General features: G+C 60.6%; 21 protein-coding genes and 1 pseudogene. 9 read left to right on the top strand and 13 right to left on the bottom strand.

Annotation, left to right across the window (positions count from 1 at the left end; genetic code table 11):
• Nucleotides 1-13 precede the first annotated feature (13 nt).
• Nucleotides 14-931 carry a response regulator gene (locus ACX3YD_RS14990; RefSeq protein ID WP_047535189.1) on the top strand — a complete coding sequence of 306 codons (918 nt, stop codon included), beginning with the start codon at nt 14-16 and terminating at the stop codon, nt 929-931.
• A gap of 207 nt (nt 932-1,138) precedes the next feature.
• Nucleotides 1,139-2,035: a peptidoglycan DD-metalloendopeptidase family protein gene (locus ACX3YD_RS14985; RefSeq protein WP_047535186.1), complete on the top strand. Its 897-nt coding sequence runs from the start codon at nt 1,139-1,141 to the stop codon at nt 2,033-2,035.
• Nucleotides 2,036-2,103: 68 nt separating this feature from the next.
• Here the strand turns inward: ACX3YD_RS14985 and ACX3YD_RS14980 are convergent, their stop codons facing one another.
• From ACX3YD_RS14980 to phoB, 3 genes are all read right to left on the bottom strand, one after another.
• Nucleotides 2,104-3,444: a hemolysin family protein gene (locus ACX3YD_RS14980; RefSeq protein WP_458960436.1), complete on the bottom strand. Its 1,341-nt coding sequence runs from the start codon at nt 3,442-3,444 to the stop codon at nt 2,104-2,106.
• Nucleotides 3,445-3,555: 111 nt separating this feature from the next.
• A complete protein-coding gene (gene phoR, locus ACX3YD_RS14975) occupies nt 3,556-4,842 on the bottom strand; it encodes a phosphate regulon sensor histidine kinase PhoR (protein ID WP_256590110.1) in 1,287 nt (428 codons plus the stop codon).
• A 137-nt stretch (nt 4,843-4,979) separates the two neighbouring features.
• Entirely contained in the window at nt 4,980-5,669 is a 690-nt protein-coding gene (gene phoB, locus ACX3YD_RS14970; protein WP_034149326.1) for a phosphate regulon transcriptional regulator PhoB, read from the bottom strand.
• 152 nt (nt 5,670-5,821) lie between these two features.
• On the opposite strand from phoB, the gene ACX3YD_RS14965 reads away from it, so the two are divergent.
• Nucleotides 5,822-6,208 (top strand): COG4315 family predicted lipoprotein, encoded by a 387-nt coding sequence (locus ACX3YD_RS14965; RefSeq protein ID WP_103402953.1) that lies wholly within the window; start codon nt 5,822-5,824, stop codon nt 6,206-6,208.
• A gap of 54 nt (nt 6,209-6,262) precedes the next feature.
• Here the strand turns inward: ACX3YD_RS14965 and ubiA are convergent, their stop codons facing one another.
• Both ubiA and ACX3YD_RS14955 read right to left on the bottom strand, forming a co-directional pair.
• Nucleotides 6,263-7,153, bottom strand: coding sequence for a 4-hydroxybenzoate octaprenyltransferase (gene ubiA, locus ACX3YD_RS14960; protein WP_458960435.1), 891 nt, complete (start codon nt 7,151-7,153; stop codon nt 6,263-6,265).
• Entirely contained in the window at nt 7,153-7,716 is a 564-nt protein-coding gene (locus tag ACX3YD_RS14955; RefSeq protein WP_458960434.1) for a chorismate--pyruvate lyase family protein, read from the bottom strand. The genes ubiA and ACX3YD_RS14955 overlap by 1 nt, the downstream gene beginning before the upstream one ends.
• A 200-nt stretch (nt 7,717-7,916) precedes the next feature.
• Here ACX3YD_RS14955 and ACX3YD_RS14950 point away from each other — a divergent pair, with 200 nt between their 5' ends.
• From ACX3YD_RS14950 to ACX3YD_RS14930, 5 genes are all read left to right on the top strand, one after another.
• On the top strand, nt 7,917-8,084 hold the full coding sequence (locus ACX3YD_RS14950) for a rubredoxin (RefSeq protein ID WP_007954349.1): 168 nt from the start codon (nt 7,917-7,919) through the stop codon (nt 8,082-8,084).
• Nucleotides 8,085-8,105: 21 nt separating this feature from the next.
• Nucleotides 8,106-9,254, top strand: coding sequence for an NAD(P)/FAD-dependent oxidoreductase (locus ACX3YD_RS14945; protein WP_103402950.1), 1,149 nt, complete (start codon nt 8,106-8,108; stop codon nt 9,252-9,254).
• A gap of 194 nt (nt 9,255-9,448) precedes the next feature.
• Nucleotides 9,449-9,724, top strand: a complete 276-nt coding sequence (locus tag ACX3YD_RS14940; protein ID WP_003195589.1) for an HU family DNA-binding protein — start codon at nt 9,449-9,451, stop codon at nt 9,722-9,724.
• A gap of 41 nt (nt 9,725-9,765) precedes the next feature.
• Nucleotides 9,766-10,014 (top strand): hypothetical protein, encoded by a 249-nt coding sequence (locus ACX3YD_RS14935; RefSeq protein WP_458960433.1) that lies wholly within the window; start codon nt 9,766-9,768, stop codon nt 10,012-10,014.
• Nucleotides 10,015-10,125: 111 nt separating this feature from the next.
• On the top strand, nt 10,126-10,509 hold the full coding sequence (locus tag ACX3YD_RS14930; RefSeq protein ID WP_288099514.1) for a helicase: 384 nt from the start codon (nt 10,126-10,128) through the stop codon (nt 10,507-10,509).
• Between the two features lie 31 nt (nt 10,510-10,540).
• Here the strand turns inward: ACX3YD_RS14930 and ACX3YD_RS14925 are convergent, their stop codons facing one another.
• Nucleotides 10,541-11,290 carry a Fic/DOC family protein gene (locus ACX3YD_RS14925; protein WP_458960432.1) on the bottom strand — a complete coding sequence of 250 codons (750 nt, stop codon included), beginning with the start codon at nt 11,288-11,290 and terminating at the stop codon, nt 10,541-10,543.
• Nucleotides 11,287-11,544, bottom strand: a complete 258-nt coding sequence (locus tag ACX3YD_RS14920) for a hypothetical protein (RefSeq protein ID WP_047535149.1) — start codon at nt 11,542-11,544, stop codon at nt 11,287-11,289. Before ACX3YD_RS14920 ends, ACX3YD_RS14925 begins: the two co-directional genes overlap by 4 nt.
• 73 nt (nt 11,545-11,617) lie before the next feature.
• On the opposite strand from ACX3YD_RS14920, the pseudogene ACX3YD_RS14915 reads away from it, so the two are divergent.
• Nucleotides 11,618-11,743: pseudogene (locus ACX3YD_RS14915) on the top strand (helicase); the annotation flags it as partial.
• Nucleotides 11,744-11,839: 96 nt separating this feature from the next.
• On the opposite strand, the gene ACX3YD_RS14910 reads toward ACX3YD_RS14915, so the two are convergent.
• From ACX3YD_RS14910 to exbB, 6 genes are all read right to left on the bottom strand, one after another.
• On the bottom strand, nt 11,840-13,240 hold the full coding sequence (locus tag ACX3YD_RS14910) for an aminoacyl-tRNA deacylase and HDOD domain-containing protein (RefSeq protein WP_103402946.1): 1,401 nt from the start codon (nt 13,238-13,240) through the stop codon (nt 11,840-11,842).
• A gap of 79 nt (nt 13,241-13,319) precedes the next feature.
• A complete protein-coding gene (gene recG / locus ACX3YD_RS14905) occupies nt 13,320-15,395 on the bottom strand; it encodes an ATP-dependent DNA helicase RecG (protein WP_458960431.1) in 2,076 nt (691 codons plus the stop codon).
• Nucleotides 15,396-15,404: 9 nt separating this feature from the next.
• Complete coding sequence (locus ACX3YD_RS14900; protein ID WP_047535140.1) at nt 15,405-16,334, bottom strand: hydrogen peroxide-inducible genes activator; 930 nt, start codon at nt 16,332-16,334, stop codon at nt 15,405-15,407.
• A 240-nt stretch (nt 16,335-16,574) separates the two neighbouring features.
• Complete coding sequence (locus ACX3YD_RS14895; protein ID WP_458960430.1) at nt 16,575-17,324, bottom strand: TonB family protein; 750 nt, start codon at nt 17,322-17,324, stop codon at nt 16,575-16,577.
• Nucleotides 17,321-17,749 (bottom strand): TonB system transport protein ExbD, encoded by a 429-nt coding sequence (exbD, locus tag ACX3YD_RS14890; RefSeq protein ID WP_047535134.1) that lies wholly within the window; start codon nt 17,747-17,749, stop codon nt 17,321-17,323. The genes ACX3YD_RS14895 and exbD overlap by 4 nt, the downstream gene beginning before the upstream one ends.
• A 6-nt stretch (nt 17,750-17,755) precedes the next feature.
• Nucleotides 17,756-18,724, bottom strand: coding sequence for a tonB-system energizer ExbB (gene exbB, locus ACX3YD_RS14885; protein ID WP_458960429.1), 969 nt, complete (start codon nt 18,722-18,724; stop codon nt 17,756-17,758).
• Nucleotides 18,725-18,798 lie beyond the last annotated feature (74 nt).

The following is an 18,798-nucleotide window of genomic DNA, read 5'->3' as shown; positions in this document are numbered from 1 at the left end:
TAAGGGGTTATGGATGAGTAAGGTCAGTGTGTTGGTCGTGGACGATGCCTCGTTTATTCGTGACCTGGTGAAGAAATGCCTGCGTAACTATTTCCCGGGCATGCGGATCGAAGACGCAATCAATGGCAAAAAGGCTCAGGCATTGCTGGCCCGGGAAGCGTTCGACCTGGTGCTGTGCGACTGGGAAATGCCGGAAATGTCCGGCCTGGAACTGCTGACTTGGTGTCGCGCGCAGGACAGCCTCAAAACCATGCCGTTTGTGATGGTGACCAGCCGTGGCGACAAGGAGAACGTCGTCCAGGCAATCCAGGCCGGGGTTTCTGGCTATGTCAGCAAGCCGTTCACCAACGAGCAATTGATCAACAAGGTCAGGCAGGCACTGCACAAGGTCGGCAAGCTCGACGCGTTGGTGAACGTTGCATCGACCAAAACGACTTCGGCGTTCGGCAACGACTCCCTGAATGCATTGACTGGCGGCAAGGCCACCGTGGTCGCGCCATCGCCTTCTGCCCCGACTCCTGCTGCCGCGCCATCCCGTGGTTTGCTCAACAGTCCGCCGGTCAAGGCGCCCGCTCCGGCTGCCTCTGGGGCGGGTGGGCGTGGTCAGGGGCAATTGCGCCTGCCCAACGGTATCCAGCAATGCGTGATCAAGGCGCTGAGCCTCAAGGAAGCGCTGCTGGTGGTGAAGCGTTCCGAAACACTGCCACAAGTACTGGACAGTGCCGTGCTCGACCTGGAGCAGGGCGACAACGCCGAGACTGCTCGTCTGAATGGCTATTTGCACGCCGTCGTCGCCCATGAGCCCAAGCCGGACAGCGACTGGTTGCAATTGACCTTCCGTTTCGTCGATCAGGACTCGCAGAAGCTCGATTACATTTCCCGCCTGATCGCCCGTGGCACTGCACAGAAGCACTTCGTTCCGGGCGCGTAAGTCAGGCGTCGCCTGTCAGCCAGCCATCGCGGGCAAACCCGCTCCCACAGGTACAGTGCAGAACCTGTGGGAGCGGGCTTGCCCGCGATGACGCTAAAGCAATCACCACACATCTGCTAAACCATCCACTTTGAAACATCTGTCGACAACACAGGTCAATTCCGACTGCTAGGCTCATTCCAGGCCTCACACGACAGAATCCTGCCCATGCTCGCGCGCCTGCTGTTTTTATGTGGTCTGTTCATGGCCGCCACCCCGGCGATGGCCGTGACTATCTACAAGTCCACCGACGCCAATGGCGTGGTCTCCTACAGTGACCGCCCCACGAAAGGCTCCAAGGTGTTCACCTTCCGCGATCGCATGGAAGAGCACCTTGAGCGTCAGGTGTACCTGGTGATCATGAAAAAGGAAGGCGTGGACAGCGTATACGTGCGAAACGACCTCTATGCGCCGGTGGAAATCGAATTGAGTTTCGATGGCTTGAAGAACGTCAGTGGCGCGCCGAGCCGGCCGATTCGTCGGGTGATGCCGTCACGCAGCAGCATTCGCCTGGCGATGCTCACGGCCACAGAGGCCACAAGGCCGATCGCCTATATCCCCAGGTTCGAATACTCCCTGGGCGACCCCGCAGGCGCCTCCATGGCCTATCGATACCCGTTGCCCTGGCGTGGCGGGCCGTTTCGGGTGAGTCAGGGTGCCGAGGGCCAATACAGCCACTTTGGGCCGAAGAACCGTTACGCCATCGACATCGCCATGCCCGAAGGCACACCGATCATTGCCGCACGTGGCGGGGTCGTGGTGAAGATCGAAAACGGACAGACCGGACGCGGCACCAATCCATCGGGCAATTTCGTGCGGGTGTTGCACGATGACGGGACCATGGGCGTTTACCTGCACCTGAAAAAAGGCTCGGTCAGCGTTCGGGAGGGGCAAAGGGTCATGGTGGGCACCGCGCTTGCGCTGTCGGGCAATACCGGCAACAGCAGCGGGCCGCACCTGCATTTCGTGGTGCAGCGCAATACCGGGATGGGCCTGGTGTCGATTCCGTATCAGTTCAACCAACCGGTGAGCTCATTACCCAACTTTGCGTTGGGCAAGCAATAACGAGGGCTTGCGAAAACTAATTGTGGCGAGCAAGCAAGCTCCCTCGCCACAAGCGACGGGTGCTGCACTCAGCCCAGCATCAAGACCTTGGCCAGAATGATCTTCGGCCCTTTCATCTTCTTGATGATGATGCGCAGGCCTTCGACTTCCAGCACTTCTTCCTCTTCCGGTACGCGTTTCAGGGTTTCGTAGACCAGCCCTGCGAGGGTTTCGGCTTCAACGTGGTCCAGGTCGATACCCAGCAGCCGTTCGACCTTGAACAGCGGCGTATCGCCCCGTACCAGCAGTTTGCCCGGCTGGTAGGCGAGGATCCCGCGTTCGGCCTTGCGGTGTTCGTCCTGAATGTCGCCCACCAGCACTTCCAGTACGTCTTCCATGGTCAGGTAGCCGATGATGTTGCCGTCGGCCTCTTCAACCACGGCGAAGTGCGAGCCGCCCTTGCGGAACTGTTCGAGCAGTTGCGACAGCGGCATGTGCCTGGACACGCGCTCCAGCGGACGGGTCAGTTCGGCCAGGTTGAACGACTCGGGAATATGATCCAGTGCCGCCAGTTCAAGCAGCAGGTCCTTGATGTGCAGCAAGCCGACGAACTCCTGGCGCTCGCTGTCGTACACCGGATAACGGCTGAACTTGTGACGACGGAACATCGCCAGGATTTCCTTGAGAGGGGCGTTGAACTCCAGTGTCACCAGGTCTTCGCGGGAGTTGGCCCAGTCGACCACCTCCAGTTCGCCCATTTCCACCGCCGAAGCCAATACGCGCATGCCTTGGTCGCTCGGGTCCTGGCCACGGCTGGAGTGCAGGATCAGTTTCAGTTCTTCGCGGCTGTAGTGATGCTCGTGATGCGGGCCGGGCTCGCCCTGGCCGGCGATGCGCAGGATCGCGTTGGCGCTGGCGTTGAGCAAGTAGATCGCCGGGTACATGGCCCAGTAGAACAGGTACAGCGGCACGGCGGTCCACAGCGACAGCAGCTCGGGCTTGCGGATGGCCCAGGATTTCGGGGCCAGTTCGCCCACCACGATGTGCAGGTACGAGATGACAAAAAACGCAGCGAAGAACGAAACGCCTTTGATCACTTCGGCCGACTGCACGCCGACGGCGTCGAGCAGCGGTTCGAGGATGTGCGCGAACGCCGGTTCGCCGACCCAGCCGAGGCCCAGGGAGGCGAGGGTGATGCCCAATTGGCACGCCGACAGGTAGGCATCGAGCTGGCTGTGCACGGTCCGCAGGATCTGCCCGCGCCAGCCGTGTTGTTCAGCGATGGCTTCGACCCGGGTCGAGCGCAATTTGACCATGGCAAATTCCGCCGCAACGAAAAAACCGTTGAGCAATACCAGGATCAGAGCAAAAAGAATCATGCCGAAGTCGGCGAATAGTGTGGCGAGGGTCAAACCAGGGGAAGGGTCCATGATGGAGTTTTGCGGGTTCCGTGTATTCGAAAGGAAAGAAAAAGTGGGCCTGAAAGGCAGGCACAAGTCAGCCAATGTAGCGGCTGACTCAGCGATTGCCTAGTACTGCCATCAGTCCGTTGGACTAATGACTCTGGATTTGCTGACCTGGGCGGGGGCGAAATGGCAGGTAAAAGTGCTCCCGTGCCCCGGCACGCTGCTGATTTCCATCCGTGCGCGGTGGCGCAACAGCACGTGTTTGACGATCGCCAGCCCCAGGCCGGTGCCACCGGTATTGGAGTTGCGACTGGAGTCGACGCGATAGAAGCGTTCGGTCAGGCGCGGCAGGTGTTTGCTGTCGATGCCGATCCCGGAATCCTGCACGCTCAGGTGCGCGCCTTGTTCATCGCCCCACCAGCGAATGCGGATGTTGCCTTCGGCCTGGGTGTACTTGACCGCGTTGAACACCAGGTTGGAAAAAGCGCTGCGCAGTTCGGCTTCGCTGCCCTTGAGCAGAATCGTCGGGTCGGTTTCCAGGGTGATGTGCTGGTTTTTCTGGCCGGAGAGCTGCTGAGCGTCACTCTTGATCGACTGCAACAGGCCATCGATGGCCACTGGCTGGTTATCCGATGGGTAATCGGTCGCTTCGAGCTTGGCCAGCAGCAGCAAGTCATTGAGCAGCGTTTGCATGCGCCCGCCTTGTTGCTGCATTTGCTGCAAGGCGCGACTCCAGCGCGGGTTCACGTCCTCGACGTTGTCGAGCAGGGTTTCCAGGTAGCCGCATATCACCGTCAGGGGTGTGCGTAATTCATGGGAAACGTTGGCGATGAAGTCTTTGCGCATCTGTTCGAGCTGATGGATGCGTGTGACGTCGCGTACCAGCATCAGGTGCTCGTTGTTGCCGTAGCGGGTGATGTACAGCTGAATACGCATCCGGTCGTTGGTCGGCGAAGGGATTTCCAGCGGCTCGGCGTAGCTGTCCTGCTCGAAGTATTCCTTGAAGCGTGGGTGGCGCACCAGGTTGGTCACCGGCTGACCGCTGTCCTGTGGCGTCTTGAGGCCCAGCAAGGTTTCGGCGGCGCGGTTCCACCATTCCAGGTTGCCGTCGCTGTCGAGCATGACCACCGCATCTTTCAATGCGGCGGTGGATTCCTGAACCCGGTCGATCACCGCTTGCAACCGCCCGCGCACTCGCTGATCGCGACGCTGCAGGTGATAGATGCTGTCGAACACTTCGCCCCACAGGCCATAGCCATCGGGCGGAGCTTCATCGGGTTGGTGCAGGCGCAGCCACTCGTGCAGGCGCAGCAGTTGCTTGAGGGTCCAGGCCAGGTAAAGGCCCAGGCCCGCGGCGAGGCTCCAGCCGTAGTAGCCGCTGATCAAGCCGATCACCAGGCAGGCGGTGACCAGTAGCAGCATGTGGCGAATCAGGGTGCCATGCCAGTTTTGGTTCAAGGGGGCGTCCTAGCGCAGCTTTCAGTTTCTAGCCGCAAGCTGCAAGTTATAGCGGGCTGTGCTTCTGCTTGCCGCTTAAAGCTTGGCGCTTGCAACTGCTTTTATGCCTTTGTAGAGAACCGGTAGCCGGTTCCGCGCACGGTTTGTACCAGGTTTTCGTAGGCGTCGCCGAGGGCTTTGCGCAGGCGGCGGATGTGCACATCGACGGTGCGCTCTTCGACATAGACATTGCCGCCCCAGACCTGATCCAGCAACTGGCCGCGCGTGTAGGCGCGTTCCTGGTGGGTCATGAAGAATTGCAGCAGGCGGTATTCGGTCGGCCCCATTTCGGCCGGCTTGCCGTCGATGGTCACGCGGTGACCGATCGGGTCCAACAGCAGGCCACCGACTTCAATCGGCGCTTCGCCATCGGTAGGACCGGCGCGGCGCAGCACGGCTTTGAGGCGTGCGACCAACTCACGGGGGGAAAAAGGTTTGGTGATGTAATCGTCGGCACCGACTTCCAGGCCCTGGATCTTGTTGTCCTCTTCGCCCTTGGCGGTGAGCATGATGATCGGGATATCACCGGTCAGTTCATCGCGCTTGAGGCGGCGGGCCAATTCGATGCCGGAGGTGCCGGGCAGCATCCAGTCGAGCAGGATCAAGTCCGGTTTGCGGTCGACGATAATGGCGTGGGCCTGCTGGGAGTTCTCGGCCTCCAGGCAGTCATAGCCGGCCATTTCCAACGCAACGGCGATCATTTCGCGAATAGGCGCTTCGTCGTCGACGATCAGAATGCTCCTGCCAACCATGCCTTAATCCTCTTGTCATTTAACTGTCTTGCGCCGCATTAGATAACGGAATTATTGCAGTCGTGTGACAGTATTTTAGTCGCCCGGCGATCGTCGTGAACCTGAACTAAGCTCTAAGTCCGAATCCTGACAACCGCAAGAGGAAGGTTTCCATGAATTACATCGCTCAATCCTGGAAGGCGTTACTGGTAACGGCCGTGCTAACGCTGCCGACCCTGGCGCTCGCCGCTGAACCGGTGATGATGAAAGACGGCATGATGGTCGACCATAAAGGCATGACCGTATACACGTTCGACAAGGACTCGGGCGGCAAGTCGATGTGTAATGGTGACTGCGCGAAGAATTGGCCACCCATGATGGCTCCGGCCGGTGCCAAGGCCGAAGGCAAATTTACGCCCATCAAGCGCGATGACGGCATGATGCAGTGGGCGTATGACGGTAAACCGCTGTACACCTTCGTGAAGGACGAAAAGCCTGGAGAAATGAAGGGTGACGGCATGAAAGACGTCTGGCACGTCGTTCACGAGTCGCAGAAGTAACCAACGTGATCCGCCCCCGCATGAATGCTCTGCGGGGGCGATATCAATCCTGCCTCAACGCAACCCGTAATCCAGCACGATCCCGACAAAAATCGCCAGCCCGGCCCAGTGATTGTGCAAAAACGCCTTGAAACAGCGCATCCGGTCCTTGTCGCGGGTGTACCAGAACTCCCAGGCGAAGCAGCCTGCCGCCACCGCCAACCCAAGGTGGAACCAGCCACCGAGCTCGAATTTCGAACCCGCCAGCAACAGACAACCCAGCGCCAATCCTTGCAGGGTCAGGATGATCACCCGGTCCGCCTCGCCAAACAGGATCGCCGTGGATTTCACGCCGATTTTCAGATCGTCGTCGCGGTCGGTCATTGCGTAATAGGTGTCGTAGCCCACTGTCCACATCAGGTTGGCGATGTACAGCAGCCACGCCGCTGCCGGTAAATCACCGGTTTCGGCGGTGAATGCCATCGGCATGCCCCAGGAAAACGCCGCGCCCAACACCACCTGCGGGTAATAGGTGTAGCGCTTCATGAACGGGTAAGTGAAGGCCAGCGCCAGGCCGCCGAGTGACAGCCAGATCGTGGTCGCATTGGTGCACAGCACCAGCAGGAAACTCGCCCCCATCAGCAGCGCAAAGAACACCAACGCTTCCTTGGAGCTGATCTTGCCGCTCGCCAGTGGGCGCTGTGCGGTGCGTTTCACATGGCCGTCGACCTTGCGGTCGGCCCAATCGTTGATCACGCAGCCACCGGCGCGAGTCAACACCACGCCAAGGACGAAAATCACGATGTTGGCCAGCGACGGCGAGCCCTTGCCGGCAATCCACAGCGCCCACAGCGTGGGCCACAGCAACAGATAGATGCCGATCGGCTTGTCCATGCGCGTCAGCTGAATGAAATCCCAGGCCCGTGGGTTCAAGCGGTTCAGGGACTTGAGCAGGCTCTGGTACATCAGCAATTCTCCGGATGGGCGCGGGCGGCGTTCCACAGGGTCGGCAGGAAAATTTCGGCCACCAGCACGCTCAAGGTGCCACGGTCGAACCGTGAGCGGCGGCCCCATAGCTCAGGCGATCGGACCTCGTTCGGCAGCCACGCTTGAGGATAGTGGCAAACCTCGATGGCCCGGCGCTGGAAGGCGTGATCGCAAAACAGCAATTCGCCCAGGGAGCGGCTGCCCAATTCGTCCATGTGCAAGCCGTCGCCCTGCAATGCACTGCGCGAGGCCACGCTGCGGGCAAACACCCATGCCTCGCCGTGACCGCGCAGGTACACCTCGCGGACCCAGCCCTCACTGCCGTCGGCCAGATCCAGCGCGGCGCATTCGTCGGCGCGCAGGGTCTGCCAGCCTTCGAACAGCGGCGTGACGCTGAAGCCGTCATTCGACAAACGGGTCAGGCGGCGGGTCAGCGAACCTTCGTCGAATAGCCAGTCGAGGGTAGACGTATCGGGGAGGGGCGTCAGTTGGCTGTGAGGAAGCCAGAGCGGGGCCGGGCAAGCGGATTTTGAGTGCGGCACAGTGAGTCATTATTGGCAGCAAAGGAGGCGGCGAGCTTAACATGTCGGCTCATGAATTTGAGTGATCTGGCCGCCCGTTGCGCCGAACAGGCTTGCATCTGCGCGGCCCCATCAGTACAAAACGCCCTGAGCCGGACGGCAGCGCTGCAACCATCGACCGTTCGCGCCGGCAAAAGCCTGAATCCTGAGGAAGTACCTGAATGAAAAAGTGGCAATGTGTGGTCTGCGGCCTGATCTACAACGAAGCCGACGGCTGGCCGGATGACGGCATCGCGCCGGGCACCTTGTGGCAGGACGTGCCCGAAGACTGGCTGTGCCCGGATTGCGGCGTCGGCAAAATGGATTTCGAAATGATCGAAATCAACTAAGACACCTGGAAGGAGTAAGGAATGAACGCACCTGTCGTGATCGTCGGCACCGGACTGGCGGGCTACAACCTGGCCCGCGAGTTTCGCAAACTCGATGGCGAAACTCCGCTGCTGCTGATTACCGCCGATGACGGACGCTCTTACTCCAAGCCGATGCTCTCCACCGGTTTCGGCAAAAACAAAGACGCCGATGGCCTGAGCATGGCAGAACCCGGCACCATGGCCGAGCAGTTGAAAGCCGAAGTGCGCACCCACACGCGCATCAGTGGCATCGACCCGGGCCACAAGCGCCTGTGGATCGGCGAAGAAGCGGTGTACTACCGTGACCTGATCCTGGCCTGGGGCGCAGAAACCGTGCGCGTGCCCATCGAAGGTGATGCGGCGGACTGCGTATTCCCGATCAACGACCTCGAAGACTACGCACGCTTTCGCGCCGCAGCGGCCGGCAAGCGTCGGGTGCTGTTGCTCGGCGCCGGGCTGATCGGCTGCGAGTTCGCCAACGACCTTAGTCTGGGCGGCTACGAGGTGCAACTGGTGGCACCGTGCGAACAAGTCATGCCGACCCTGCTGCACCCGGCGGCGGCTGCGGCGGTGCAGGCCGGGCTGGAAAGCCTGGGTGCACGTTTCCACCTCGGGCCGGTGCTCAATCGCCTGCAGCGCGTCGCTGATGGGCTGGAGGCGCACCTGTCCGATGGCCAGGTGATCCCGTGCGACGTGGTCGTGTCGGCCATTGGCCTGCGTCCGCGCATCGACCTGGCCGCCGCTGCCGGCGTGCAAGTCAATCGCGGCATCGTGGTCAACCGCCACCTGCAAACTTCCCACGCCAACATCTACGCCCTGGGCGACTGTGCCGAGGTCGATGGGCTGAACCTGTTGTACGTAATGCCCCTGATGAGCTGTGCGAGAGCGCTGGCCCAGACCCTCGCCGGCAACCCGACGACGGTCACTTATGGCCCGATGCCCATCACCGTCAAAACCCCGGTGTGCCCATTGGTGGTGTCCCCGCCGCCACGCGGCACGGAGGGCGTCTGGACCGTCGAAGGGCAGGGCGCCGACATCAAGGTTTTATGCCGCGATGCCGGCGGCAAACTGCTCGGTTATGCCCTGACAGGCGCGGCGGTGACGGAAAAACTGGCCCTGAACAAAGAACTTCCGGCGCTGCTGGCGTAAATACCGGTCGTTCTGTCGGAATCACCCCCCTTTTGCCCATACATTGGCCGCGCCGACACTGGCGCGGCTCCTCACTGCGTGCCATCCTCACTCCCGTCTGCCGCAGAGTAGAGCACCTGCGGCGCTTTGGGCGCTGCTCCGCAGAGAGCAGCACGGACATAACAACAAAAAACCGTCAAAGGGGCTTCACTAATATGCGTAAACCAGATCTCGCCGCAGCAATTGCTGAAAAAGCAGACCTCACCAAAGAGCAGGCCAACCGCGTTCTCAACGCCGTTCTCGAAGAAATCACCGGCGCCCTGCACCGCAAAGATAGCGTCACGCTGGTAGGTTTCGGCACCTTCCTGCAACGCCACCGCGGCGCCCGCACCGGCAAAAACCCGCAAACCGGTGAGCCCGTCAAAATCAAGGCCAGCAACACCGTTGCGTTCAAGCCAGGCAAATCGTTGAAAGACAGCGTCAATCCGTAATCCGTCGCCATACCCTGCGTAGCAGGGGAGCCGAACAAAGAATGGGCACGCCAACCAGGTTGGGTGCCCATTTTTTTGGTTTTCGCGCCATCCCGGAAATTGATAACACATCACCTGTAGGGGCGAGCTTGCTCGCGATGGTCGTTAACGATAACGCGTGTGGACTGGATAAACGCGGCGCACGTGAGGTCATCGCCGCCAAGCCGGCTCCTACAGAATGTGTTTCGTTTGGTGTGGGAATGACGTGGCGAGTGGTCTGGCAGAAGGCGTTATTAATTGTGACTTGGTAGTCATCGTGCCGCTAATGGTTATGATCTCCTCCTAATGAAACCGGATACTGGCGTTATGGCTTGAAGCCGTTAAACTGCCCCGGCCGTTCATTTTCCTTTTGAGGCTTGCGCATGAAATTTCGTTTTCTGCTGTGGATGCTGGGTTTGTTGATGGGCAAGGCCAGTCGGACCAATCCTGCGTTTCAGCAGCAGTTGGGCGACAAGGACCTGGTGTTTCAGCTGCAGACCCTGGACGGGAAGGTGGCGCGGCATTTCCGGGTGAAGGATCAGCGCATTACCAGCAAGGCGGGCGTGTATGCCGAGCCTGCGTTTGCCATTGCCTTCAAAGATGCCGCTTACGGTTTTGCCACGATGCAGGCGAAGAACAAGCAGTTGGCGTTCATGACGGGGATTCAGGACAAGTCGATTCAGATCAAGGGCAATCCGGCGCTGGTGATCTGGTTCCAGGGGTTGACCAAGTATTTGAAGCCGAAGAAGGCCAAGCCAAAGGCTTGAGGTTGTCTCCAGCTTTTTACCTTACGACATCCTACGGGCCTGATGTGTCGAGTGGTCGTGCCCTGTAAGCCTTGTATATCTGCTGGACTTCCGGATTGTCCAGGCTCTCGTAGGTGATGCCTTCCTTGTCCAGGCCATCCAGGCCACGGATGCTGCTGATGGTCGCTGGCCACTCGTCTCGACTGGCGATATCGACCACGAACGGTTTCAGGTAGTGATCGAGATGCCTCTCGCGAGGCTCTCGAATTTCATCACTGAGCGCCCGCAGGTAGTCGTCCTTGATGGTCCTTGACCAGTCGATGGCGAACCGGGCCCGATAGCATAGCTCCATGAAGACCAACAGGATCGTGCGGCCGTTGCCGTCGAGAAAGGGGTGTGCGAATGCTAGTTGGCCCATTACTTCGCCAGGGCGATCTCTGAAACGTTTCTGGTTTGCTGCTAGCTCAAGCGCATAGTCGACAGACATCTTGATGGAGTTCGGATGCTCAAAGACGGTGCTTCGCGGATCGCCATGTAAGCCCTTGAAGACAGCCAAGTGAGGGACTAGCTCGCATCGATCTTTCCCTGCCCAAGGATAGAAGCCGGAGAAAAGGATCTCGTGAACTTTGAGGACTGACTTGTAATCGATTGGCTGGGTCTTGGCCAAATAGGTAAGAGCGTCTTCGATGCTCAGTTCGAAGGAAAAATGCTCTGATTCTTTAACTTCAGTGGGATCTTTCAGGCCCAGCGAGTTTTGAAGGTAGCCAGCCGTTTCGAAATCGCCGAACGGGTCAAAAGTCATGCGCTATGTTTCTTGGAGCGCCTCTCCTGAAGGTACCGCCCTTGGAGCACCAAGGCTTCTGATTTGCTCAGTGCGCCTTTTTTCTTCAGATTGACGAGCAACTGTTCAACGCCATCCAGCACGACGATATCACCAGCCAGACAGGTGATGGTCACGGCCATACGGCTCATGCCGTCAGGTTCGGCAGTGATCTTGTGGTCCTTGGCAAGCTTGCGGACTTGACTTGCAACACTGTTAGCCGCTGTTTGGGTCATCGGAAAGCCCTCTATTTACGCTCAAATCTTAGCAGTGCGCTTGCTTTTTGTCGTTGCTGGCTCGTCGACCAATGCATTTATGACGGGGATTCAAGACAAGTCGATTCAGATCAAGGGCAACCCGGCGCTGGTGATCTGGTTCCAGGGGGTGACCAAGTATTTGAAGCCGAAGAAGGCGAAAACTGTCGCCGAGGTTTGAGTGGGTCAGTCAGACCGGGTTGGATTCATCGCGGGCAAGCCCGCTCCCACAGGGATCATCTAAATCCTGTGGGGGCGTGGCTTGCCCGCGATACTTTCAGCCCTGAGTGAATTGCGAAGCGAGTTCGCGCAGCAATACTTCGGCTTCAAGGACTTTGCTGACCGCGTCTTCGGCCTTGTCGCGAGTCAGGCCCAGGCGTTCGAGCAGGGCATCGGGGATGTCTTCGTCGGGGCCGGAACCAATGCCGCGGCTGCGCAGCAAGCGCACGCTCAGGCACACCAGGTTCGGGTACTCGGCGTAGTCGCCGTCGTAATGGGGGTCGTGCTGGAAGCGCAGCGCGGTGGCCAGTTCATCGGGCATGTCCCAGTAGCGCATCAGCCAGGCGCCGATCTGTTCGCGGCTGATGCCCAGCAAGTGTTGCTCGATGTAGCTGTGGCACAGGTGCGGGTTGACCTCCAGGTGGCGGCAGATCAGCGAGAAGTGCGGCGGGAACACGTGGGCCAGCAGCAGGTAGCCGAAGTTGTGCAGCAGGCCGGCCAGATAGGTCAGGCCGGCTTCCGGACGCTGGGCGCGCGGCATGGCGCGGGTCAGGCCTTCGATGACGGCGGCGGTGTAGATCGATTGCTGCCAGTAAGGCGTGCTGTGTTGTGGGTGGTCCTTGGGCAGGCTCAGGGTTTTGCCCAGGGCCAGGCCCAGCGCCAGGTTGATCACCAGGTCGAAACCCAGCACGCGCACGATGGCGTCTTCCACAGAACGGATCTTGCCCGGCGAAGCGTAGTACGGCGACGCCGCCCAGCTCACCACTTGCGCCGCCAGCGCCGGGTCGGTCTCGACCACGCCGGTGATGTCGTCGATGGTAGCGTTGGGGTCGACGCGCAGTTTGATGATCTTTTGCGCGGTCTCGGCCAGCGGCGGAATCTCGATGGTCGCTTCCAGGCGTTGCTGGATGCGCCGCGCGGTGAACGCTTGAACGGCCTGGGTGATTTCCTCGCGGTCGTCGTCGGGGCGGTCGAGGTTCGGGCGGATGCTGGTCAGCGCTTCGCCGAAGTTGGCGGCGCTGGCTTTATTCAGCATGGATTTGAAGGCTTCGCTGGTGATTTCCAGCAGTACGCCAGGCTCGCCGGAGTTGACCAGCACCATCGGCTCATGCAGCAGGCTTTCGTCGTACAGGCACGGTGAGCTGGTCAGTGCCGGCAGGCCGGGCAACAGGCTCAGGTTATGCTTGCCGAGCATCTTTTCCAGGCGCTCGGTCGGCACCGCAGTGAGGCGGCGGCCGGTGAGTTCGGTGAGGCGATTGAGGTCCAGCAATTGGCTTTGCGGGAACAACACCATCAGCGCACCGACGGCGTCATCAAGCAGCGCAGCCTGAACTTTGCGCGCGGGGTTCAGGCCGTGGTGGTCCAGGACTTCCTTGTAGGCAATGCCCATTTTGCCCAGCAACAGCCGAATGACCGACGGCGCGTGCGGGGTAGCGGGTGCGAGGGCAACTTCGGTCATGGTCTGTATCCGTTTTAAAACAATTGGCAGGAGTATAACCAGCTTGCTCGAACCCATCGCTCAGAAACTGAGACGGTGCTCACACTTGGCCGTATTGCTGCCCATGACGCAACCAACGATCAAGTAATGGGCTGACGTGATCGGGCCAGCGTTCGAGCAAGGCCTGAGCGGCATCGCGCACCGCCGGCAGCAGGTCGGCGTCGCGCATCAGGTCGGCGACTTTGAATTGAAGCAGACCGGTCTGCCGCGTGCCGAGCATTTCACCGGGGCCGCGCAGTTCGAGGTCTTTTTCGGCGATGACGAATCCGTCATTGGTTTCGCGCATGATGCCCAGTCGCTGGCGCCCGATCTGCGACAGCGGTGGATGGTAGAGCAACACGCAATGGCTGACGGCGCTGCCTCGCCCGACGCGACCGCGCAACTGGTGCAGTTGCGCCAGGCCAAGACGTTCCGGGTTTTCGATGATCATCAGGCTGGCGTTGGGCACGTCGACACCTACTTCGATCACGGTGGTGGCGACCAGCAGCTGCAAGATGCCGGCCTTGAATTCGGCCATCACGGCCGCTTTTTCGGCAGGCTTCATGCGCCCGTGAATCAGCCCGACTTTCAGTTCGCCGAGCGCGGCGGTGAGGTCTTCATAAGTGGTTTCGGCGGCTTGGCAGGTCAGCTCTTCCGACTCTTCGATCAGCGTGCACACCCAATAGGCCTGTCGACCTTCGGCACAGGCGCCGCGCACCCGTTCGATGACTTCGACGCGCCGGGTGTCGGTGATCAGCACCGTGTTCACCGGGGTTCGGCCGGGCGGCAATTCGTCGAGGATCGAGGTGTCGAGGTCGGCGTAGGCACTCATGGCCAGCGTGCGCGGGATAGGTGTCGCAGTCATGATCAGCTGATGCGGACACATGCGCCCGCCGACACCTTTCTGGCGTAACGCCAGGCGCTGTTGCACACCAAAGCGGTGTTGCTCGTCGATGATCACCAGCGCCAGGTTCTTGAACTGCACCTCGTCCTGAAACAGCGCATGGGTGCCGACCACCATCGGCGTACCGTTGGCGATTTGCTCCAGCGCGGCCACGCGGTTTTTGCCCTTGAGCTTGCCGGCCAGCCACGCGACTTCGATGCCCAAGGGTTCGAGCCAGCGCTTGAAGGTGATGAAGTGCTGCTCGGCAAGAATTTCGGTGGGCGCCATCAAGGCGACCTGATAACCAGCCTCCAATGCTTGCAATGCAGCCAGCGCCGCGACCACGGTTTTGCCCGCGCCGACGTCACCTTGAATCAAGCGCAGCATCGGCTCGTGTTGACTGAGGTCATAGGCGATTTCGTTGCCCACCCGCTGCTGTGCACCCGTGGGGCTGAAGCCGAGGTTGGCCAGGTATTGGACCGGTAGCTTCGTGGCTTTGGGCATGGCCGGTGCGCGCAGCGAACGCATGCTTTCGCGCAGGCGTTGCTGGGACAGTTGATGGGTCAGCAGTTCTTCGAAGGCCAGGCGGTGCTGGGCCCAGTGGTGGCCGAGGGCGAGTTCGTCGACATCGGCATCGGCCGGCGGATGATGCAGGTAGCGGATCGCATCGGCCAGCGGTGCCAATTGATAGTCGCGGGCGAGTTCGGTCGGCAGCCAGTCGGGCAGGCTGGTGGGGCCGAGTAACGTCAGGGTCTGCATGCACAGTTGGCGCAAGCGCTGTTGCGTCAGGCCTTCGGTGAGCGGGTACACCGGCGTCAGGGTTTCGTCCACCGGCGGCGGCTCGTCGCCGGTAATGGCGCGGTATTCCGGGTGGTAGATTTCCAGACCCGACGCACCGGGTCGCGCTTCGCCGTAGCAGCGAATTCGCGTGCCGCGCTTGAGGCCTTCTTTCTGGGCGTTGCTGAAATGGTAGAAGCGCAGACTGAGTCCGCCGGTGCCGTCCTGCAGGCGCACCACCAGGCTGCGGCGTCGGCCCATGACCACGTCGGCGCCGCTGACCGTGCCTTCGATCACGGCGTCCTGCCCCGGGCGCAACGCACCAATCGGGACTACACGCGTGCGATCCTGGTACCGCAATGGCAGGTGAAACAGGACGTCCTGGAGATTTTCCAGGCCGACCTTGGCCAGTTTCTCGGCCATGGCTTCGCCGACACCCTTGAGTGCCGTCACCGACACTTGCGACAACTCAGTCATGACGCGTGCTTAGCCGGCCACCACCGGTGCGGATGGCTTGGCCACCGAGCACAGGCGAATGGAGTCAGCGAGGATTTCAATGGCTTTCGGACGCGGGAAGCTCGCACGCCAGGCGATGGCCACGGTGCGAAACGGTACCGGCGCCGACAACGGCCGAACTTCGATCACGCCAGGGGCGTAGTGATGGCTGTCGACGGCCGACAGCGGCAGGATCGAAATCCCGAGGCCGGAGGCAACCATGTGGCGGATGGTTTCCAGCGAACTGGATTCCACCGTGGTGTGTTTGGCGCCGTCGTTGCCCTTGGTCAGGGTCGGGCAGGCTTCCAGCACTTGATCGCGGAAGCAGTGGCCTTCGCCGAGCAACAGCAGGCTCTTGTCATTGAGCAGGCTGGCGTCGATGGATTCTTTTTGCGTCCATGGGTGCTGCGCCGGCATCAGGACGTAGAACGGCTCGTCGTAGAGTTGCAGGGTCAGGACGTCGGCTTCATTGAACGGCAGGGCGATGATGATCGCGTCGAGCTCGCCGTTGCGCAGCTTGTCACGCAGGATGTGGGTGAAGTTTTCTTCGATGTACAACGGCATCTGCGGGGCAACCCGGTGCAGTTGCGGGATCAGGTGCGGGAACAGATACGGGCCGACGGTGTAGATCGCGCCGACTTTCAGCGGGGCGGTCAGCTGGTTCTTGCCGGCTTGTGCCAGTTCGCGAATGCCTTGGGCCTGTTCCAGGACTTTCTGTGCCTGGGCCACGATGCCTTCACCAACCGGGGTCAGGCGCACGGCGCTTTTGCTGCGCTCGAAAATCAGCACACCGAGTTCGTCTTCGAGCTTTTTCACGCCTACCGAAAGGGTCGGCTGGCTGACGTGGCAACGCTCGGCCGCGTGGCCAAAGTGCTGCTCTTGGGCGAGGGTAACGATGTAGCGTAATTCTGTAAGAGTCATAGCAAGCGTCCATGAAGTTGCGGGCCAAGCATAACGCTTGCAATCGATAGACGCACGTTATCAGACAGTATGTGCTGAGTGACACCGGGTAATGCACGTTTGCCGTTTCCAGATAGGCGAAAGGCACCTTTTCGGTGCCTTTCGCATGGTGGAGCGAGCTTGCTCGCGATAGCGGTGTAACAGTCAACGATGATGTTGGATGTCAGGCAGCAATCGCGAGCAAGCCCGCTCCCACATTAGTCAGCGTCGGCGTTTGTCTATCGAGTAAACAAAAGGTGCAACGATTTCGATGGAGCCATTTTTGAGCATGTCGGCCGGAGGTTTTGGCAGCGGCTGAGCGCGGCGGATCATGTCCAGGGTCGCCCTGTCCAGATCGGCAGTGCCTGAGGCGCCCACCAGCTCGAATGACAGGACGTTGCCTTCGGCATCCACCACGAAACGCAGGCGGTTAATGCCTTCCTTTCCCCGAGCCTGTGCACTGGGCGGGTACTTTTTGTACTTTTGCAGGTGCGCCAGCAAGGTGCCTTCCCAACTGGCCTTGGCCGCTAGTTGAGCTGCCGATGGCCCAGGAGCGGGCTGAGCGGATTTCTCCGTTGGTGCCGGCGTTGGTGGTTCTTCGCTCGGTTTTGCTTTGGACGGCTTTTCCTTCGGCGGTTCCGGTTTTTTCTCCACAGGCTTGGGCGGTTGAGGCTTCGGCTTGGGTTTGACCGGTTTGGGCACCGCGATTTCCGCCTTCGGCGCCTCGGCGAGTTTCGGTATCGGTAGTTCCTCTACCGGGGCCGGTGGCTGTGGCGGTGTGATGACCTTTGGCGGTGCAGGCGGTGGCGGGGCGGGAAGCGGCGCCAGTTCGACCATCATTGCCTGGGGCGGCAATTCGATGGGCGGGCGGGCGGTCCAGTTCACGGCCAGCGCGATGGCCAGCGCATGAACGCCCAGCACCACGGCCAGGCTTCCGCCATATCGCGTCAGCTTTTGGCGCGTCGTGATCATTTCTTGACTGCCGACTCGAGACCGACCAGACCCACCTTCAGGTAACCGGCGGAGCGCAGGGTGTCCATCACGCTCATGAGGTCGCCGTAATCCACGCCTTTATCGGCCTGGAAGAAGATCGTCGTGTCTTTCTTGCCCTGGGTCTTGGCGTCGAGCGTAGCGCCGAGTGCTTCGGCCTTCACTTCATCTTCGCCGAGGAACAGGCGTTGGTCAGCCTTGACGCTGAGGAACACCGGTTTTTCCGGCCGCGGCGCCGGTTTGGCGGTGGACGCGGGCAGGTCGACTTTGATGTCCACAGTGGCCAGCGGCGCCGCCACCATGAAGATGATCAACAGCACCAGCATCACGTCGATGAACGGCGTGACGTTGATTTCGTGATTCTCGGCCAGATCGTCGTCTGCGCCTTCTTTCAAATGCAGGCCCATGGCCGATTACCCCACTTTCACCATGTGCGGTTGCGAGCTGCGCTCAGGCTGGTGGTCGAGGTCGCGGCTGACCAGCAGCAGCACCTGTGCCGACGCGTCGGACACCTGAGCCTTGTAGCCGGCGATGGAGCGGGCAAACACGTTGTAGATCACGACCGCTGGAATCGCTGCGACCAGCCCCAGGGCGGTGGCCAGCAAGGCCTCGGCAATGCCGGGAGCCACGACGGCGAGGTTGGTGGTCTGGGTTTTGGCGATGCCGATAAAGCTGTTCATGATGCCCCATACGGTACCGAACAGGCCCACGAATGGCGCGGTTGAACCAATGGTGGCAAGCACGCCGGTGCCGCTGCTCATGTTGCGACCGCAAGCCGCCACCAGGCGTTCGAGGCGGAAGCTGACGCGTTCCTTGATGCCTTCTTTTTCGCGACTGTTTACCGACAGGCGCATCTCTTCGAGAGCGTCGTGCACCAACAGATTGGCGAGGGTGCCTTCCTTCGCCGCCGTGACGCTGGCTTCCTTGAGCGAGGCAGATTTTTTCAGCTGGGCGATTTCACTGCGCAGACGGCGCTTGGCGCCCATCAGCTCCAGGCCTTTGGCGATCCAGATGGTCCAGGTGATGATCGAAGCGATGGCCAGGCCGATCATCACGATTTTCACGATGATGTCGGCGTTTTTGTACATGCCCCACGGCGACAGGTCGTGGGCCATGCCCAGGGTGTTGTCGGCTTCGAGTACTTCGGGAGCGTCTTCGCCGGCGATCGCTTGGGTCTGCGCTGGGTCGTTGGCGACCGGAGTGACAACCGGGGCGGCGTGATCGGCTGGAGCCGGTGCGGTGGCGGCGGTCGGAGTGGCCGGCGCTTGCGCATCAGCGAACGCGGCGGCAGGCGCCAGCATCAGGCTGAACAGCAGGGCGGCCACCGCGCTCCAGGCACGAGGTCGTTTGGTTGGCAAAGCGGAGAGTTGATTACATGTCATGCTGGGCCGGACCTGAGAGGAAAATTCGATTAATGTTCTTCCAGGCCTCGTGAGGCCGAGAACAAAGTGGCGTG

It is taken from the genome of Pseudomonas fluorescens group sp. PF-1 (assembly GCF_054481335.1).
Note: the sequence above shows the minus strand (reverse complement) of the source record. Positions and strands in the feature narration are given on the sequence as shown.

Bases quoted from the DNA above. Each gene is read 5' to 3' on its own strand.
- ACX3YD_RS14930 (WP_288099514.1), top strand. From the start codon at position 10,126: ATGAAATTTCGTTTTCTGCTGTGGATGCTGGGTTTGTTGATGGGCAAG.
- ACX3YD_RS14950 (WP_007954349.1), top strand. From the start codon at position 7,917: ATGAAAAAGTGGCAATGTGTGGTCTGCGGCCTGATCTACAACGAAGCC.
- ACX3YD_RS14895 (WP_458960430.1), bottom strand. From the start codon at position 17,324: ATGATCACGACGCGCCAAAAGCTGACGCGATATGGCGGAAGCCTGGCC.
- ACX3YD_RS14940 (WP_003195589.1), top strand. From the start codon at position 9,449: ATGCGTAAACCAGATCTCGCCGCAGCAATTGCTGAAAAAGCAGACCTC.
- phoB (WP_034149326.1), bottom strand. From the start codon at position 5,669: ATGGTTGGCAGGAGCATTCTGATCGTCGACGACGAAGCGCCTATTCGC.
- exbB (WP_458960429.1), bottom strand. From the start codon at position 18,724: ATGACATGTAATCAACTCTCCGCTTTGCCAACCAAACGACCTCGTGCC.
- recG (WP_458960431.1), bottom strand. From the start codon at position 15,395: ATGACTGAGTTGTCGCAAGTGTCGGTGACGGCACTCAAGGGTGTCGGC.
- ACX3YD_RS14935 (WP_458960433.1), top strand. From the start codon at position 9,766: ATGGGCACGCCAACCAGGTTGGGTGCCCATTTTTTTGGTTTTCGCGCC.
- ACX3YD_RS14945 (WP_103402950.1), top strand. From the start codon at position 8,106: ATGAACGCACCTGTCGTGATCGTCGGCACCGGACTGGCGGGCTACAAC.
- ubiA (WP_458960435.1), bottom strand. From the start codon at position 7,153: ATGTACCAGAGCCTGCTCAAGTCCCTGAACCGCTTGAACCCACGGGCC.
- ACX3YD_RS14980 (WP_458960436.1), bottom strand. From the start codon at position 3,444: ATGGACCCTTCCCCTGGTTTGACCCTCGCCACACTATTCGCCGACTTC.
- ACX3YD_RS14990 (WP_047535189.1), top strand. From the start codon at position 14: ATGAGTAAGGTCAGTGTGTTGGTCGTGGACGATGCCTCGTTTATTCGT.
- ACX3YD_RS14920 (WP_047535149.1), bottom strand. From the start codon at position 11,544: ATGACCCAAACAGCGGCTAACAGTGTTGCAAGTCAAGTCCGCAAGCTT.
- ACX3YD_RS14910 (WP_103402946.1), bottom strand. From the start codon at position 13,240: ATGACCGAAGTTGCCCTCGCACCCGCTACCCCGCACGCGCCGTCGGTC.
- exbD (WP_047535134.1), bottom strand. From the start codon at position 17,749: ATGGGCCTGCATTTGAAAGAAGGCGCAGACGACGATCTGGCCGAGAAT.
- ACX3YD_RS14900 (WP_047535140.1), bottom strand. From the start codon at position 16,334: ATGACTCTTACAGAATTACGCTACATCGTTACCCTCGCCCAAGAGCAG.
- ACX3YD_RS14965 (WP_103402953.1), top strand. From the start codon at position 5,822: ATGAATTACATCGCTCAATCCTGGAAGGCGTTACTGGTAACGGCCGTG.
- ACX3YD_RS14925 (WP_458960432.1), bottom strand. From the start codon at position 11,290: ATGACTTTTGACCCGTTCGGCGATTTCGAAACGGCTGGCTACCTTCAA.
- phoR (WP_256590110.1), bottom strand. From the start codon at position 4,842: ATGCTGCTACTGGTCACCGCCTGCCTGGTGATCGGCTTGATCAGCGGC.
- ACX3YD_RS14985 (WP_047535186.1), top strand. From the start codon at position 1,139: ATGCTCGCGCGCCTGCTGTTTTTATGTGGTCTGTTCATGGCCGCCACC.